A 3,766-nucleotide genomic window follows, 5' to 3' on the forward strand; every position below is an offset into this window, starting at 1 on the left:
GCTTCAGTGGATTTTTCCAAAAAATGATTAATGAATTAAAGGATAAAAATGCATTTTCTAATGTTCTTAATTTCAAGGAAAGAGTAGAAGAGCTTCAAAAGGTTCAGACTATAATTGGGAAAGAGATAGATCTTCTAGAAAAAGGTGAATATGTGAAACCAGGAGGAAGGATTATTCCATATAGATTTCTTGGAATAGGAGCTGTTGTGGTCAAGAAACGACTGGAAGAACGTGAAAAAGAGAAGATGGCAGCATATACTTTTATATTGATGATGCGATTCTTTCATTCAATGGTCGGTAAGGAACAATCTACTTTCTGTAAACCTGAGCAAAGTTGCCAGAAAATAACGGTTAGATGATCTATGTTAGAAAGGTTTCATATGAATTAATCTATTCGTTAATTGAGTAGAATTCAAAGTCTGGGGATGGCTCGGATACCGATGTTATAGTGTGAGCTTAAGATTTTAGTTTTAGCTGTGAAAATTTGCTCAGTGATACAAATAATTATAAAACCGAATGCTATGGGATACCATAAAGAAAGGATAGCTATATATTGTCAACCCATGAGCTGGATGTAGGATTAATATAATTTTCATTAAGGTGAGGATCCTGGATCACAGGAAAATCTGAATAAAGGCAATAGTTGTGCACTTTCAATTCCCTTTAGAATAACTAAATATAGATAGATATAAATTCTATTAATAAAAGATATAACAATGAAAACAAAAAAATACCGTATCAATGGTCGAGTAATCGACCAAACAGGGAAAGGAGTCGAAGGGCTCCGGGTTGAGGCATGGGACAAGGATCTTATATTCAATGATTTTCTTGGAAGTGCGGAAACCGATTCAAACGGCAGGTTCGATATAGAGTTTGATGAGTCCCATTTCAGGGAAATTTTCCTGGATAGGCGACCGGACTTGTTCTTTAAGGTATTTGATCATGATGAGCTTATAATCAATACCAAAGATTCGGTCCTATGGAATTTTGAGAAAGGAGAGAAAGAGATTGAGATCAGGGTGGATATTCCCGCTCCGGATCAGATTTTCAGGGTTAAAGGCATAATTTGTGAGCAGGATGGTTCTCCTGTTGCAGGTGCAACGGTCAAAGCCTTTGATAAAAATATAAAATCCGAAACATTCCTCGGTGAAACTACTACCGGTAAGGCAGGCCGATATGAGATAGCCTATGCTGCTGAGAAATTTATCCGATCGGGAAAAAGACAACCTGATCTTATCGTTCGTGCCAGCTATCCAAATGGTGAGGAACTGGCTTCTACCAAACAACCTTTCTATAATGCGGGAAAGATTCAGGAAGTAAACCTCATTGCTGGCCATGAAAAATACAAAGGGCCTTCGGAATATAAACAATGCCTGAAAACACTTACTCCCTTGTTAAAAGACAATGAACTATCTGAACTGACAGCGGAGGAAGTCGATTTTCTGGCTGGCAAGACAGGAATTGATTCCAGACAGATTAAGCAACTTGTCCTTGCTGCCCGGTTTGCCGAAAAAAGCGGACTGCCTGCCGAGGTATTTTATGGAATGTTGCGTCAAAATCTTCCTGCAAGCCTTCCGGGCCTTCTCGCCCAGAATCCTGATATCCAGAAAAGTTCATTGGAAGCTGCAGTCAGAGATAACCTTATTCCCGCTACCATTCCGGTCGAACAGGTGCTGGAGCGTTTTCAGGAGATGGTTATTGATCATGCTTTTGAACCCCTGGAACCCTTACCTACGGGAAAAACAACGTTAGGCGAGCTGCTTGGTACCGTTCAAATGAACCAGGAAATGCAAAGGGACTTTCTAAATATTTATGTGAATCATCAAGGCTCGGTCGAAGAATTCTGGTCTTCACTGGAGCAAACCGATTTAGAACCACATGTTCAGGAACTGCAATATACGCTGCAATTGGGAGTATTGACAGGCAACCATTTACCGTTGGTTCAACATCTGAAACAATTGGAATCTATATCCTGTTTGCGCGATCTTGCCGGCCTGGATGTGGATAACTGGAAAGAAATGGTCCAGGCCCATGGTTTACCCCCGGATGTACCCGGAAAGGATGACGAAGAAAAAGCAGACAACTATGCCCGAACAATCTTCCGGATGGTTCAGGATGCCTTTCCCACCACAGTTGTTGGTCACAAACTAAGGAGAGAAGAGGAATTTGTATTGCCGTTCCAGGAAACGATCAGTGACTTTTTTATTGACACGCCTGAATTTGAGCTTGGCACCACACAGATTGATACCTATCTCAGGGAGAATCCGGATGTTTTTTCTGAAGCGGAAGACAGAGAGGGCTTGATCCGGGAACTTAAGACCCTTGACCGGCTCTTCCGAATTTCCCCGCGTTTTGAACGTTACGAAACCATAAAGGTTCTGAAGCAAAACGGTTTTAATTCAGCTCAAAGCATCGCCATGATGGGGCAAAGCAGCTTCTGTACCCAGTTTGCTGATGCTGAAAAGCTCGGCAATTACTGGAAAGCCAAAGCCATATACAATCATGCCCTGCAAATGACCTCTATGGCTTTATCTATACATTCCAGGCATAGCGCTGCATTCAATCAGCCGGGTATGTATGTATTGCCCAATATTATCGAAAAGATGCAGGAAATTCCCGAATGGGATACCCTTTTTGGTTCGTTCAAATTGTGTGATTGCGAACACTGCAAATCCGTATATAGCCCATCTGCTTATCTTGTGGATCTTTTGGCTTTTTTACAGAATCACAATCTTAAGAAGGAAAATGACACATTTCCAGAAGTGAAATCCGCATTTGGGATTTTATCAGAACGAAGGCCCGACATTGAAAGGATCGAACTTTCCTGTAAAAATGCAAATACCCTTGTCCCATATGTAGACCTGGTTAATGAAATACTCGAGAATGGCGTCTCTTATAATTCTGCAAGTTATCAGACTGAGGGAACAGCCAATGAATTAAGCGCCAATCCGGCACATCTAAATGTTGAAGCTTATGAAAAACTTGCAGAGGCAGTATATCCCTGGAGCTTGCCTTTTGACCTGTGGACAGAAGAGGCTCGCACCTATCTGAACCATCTTGGAGTTTCCCGTTATAAACTGCTGGAAACCTTCAGGAAAAATGGTAAAACGCCGGAGCCGGATGATTATACCATTGCCGGAGAATACTTCGGAATGACGTCAACCGGCTGGCAGATCATTGCCGGCACAACTTCACACGATAACCGTGAATTCTGGGGAATGAGTGAAATAGATTGGGTTGATGAATTAAGCAGGGTTCCTGTTTTTCTTGAAAAATCAGGACTCACCTATAAAGAACTGGATGAGCTGCTCAATACGAGGTTTATAAATCCCGGCAGATTTTCTGATCCTTATGATCCTGAAACGGATATTTCTATCAATTTTCCTGATGCTTTCTGCAATATTGATGAAGCGGAAATTGAAAACCTGGAGGAAATGGCTCTCAACAGAATCCATCGTTTTGTGCGTCTTCTGCGCAAGATTGGCTGGACAGCAAGAGAACTTGATATAGCCATCAATATCCTGAAAACCCCTCATCTTGACGATCCGGAGATTGACGAGCCTCTACTCTTGAAGCTATGTCATCTTAATCGTTTGCACAATGAGTTTAAAGTGCCTGTTGTTGAACTGCTCAGCTTCTGGAGCCTGATCAATACAGAAGACTATAATGGTCAGGTCAAGCCCTTGTATGATCAACTTTTTTTAAACAAAACTGTACTGAACCCTGAAGATAAGATATTTGAACTTAATGACCAAAGAAATGAACT

Annotated in this window: 2 protein-coding genes; both read left to right on the plus strand. The window is 41.4% G+C overall.

Annotation, left to right across the window (positions count from 1 at the left end):
- Positions 1 to 359, plus strand: a 359-nt coding sequence (locus KGY70_18725; protein MBS3777237.1) for a hypothetical protein, incomplete at its 5' end; no start/stop codon positions are given.
- Positions 360 to 716: 357 nt separating this feature from the next.
- Positions 717 to 3,766: hypothetical protein (locus KGY70_18730; GenBank protein MBS3777238.1), on the plus strand; the 3,050-nt coding region annotated here is incomplete at its 3' end.

Source organism: Bacteroidales bacterium, from assembly GCA_018334875.1.
Lineage (GTDB): Bacteria > Bacteroidota > Bacteroidia > Bacteroidales > UBA12077 > JAGXLC01.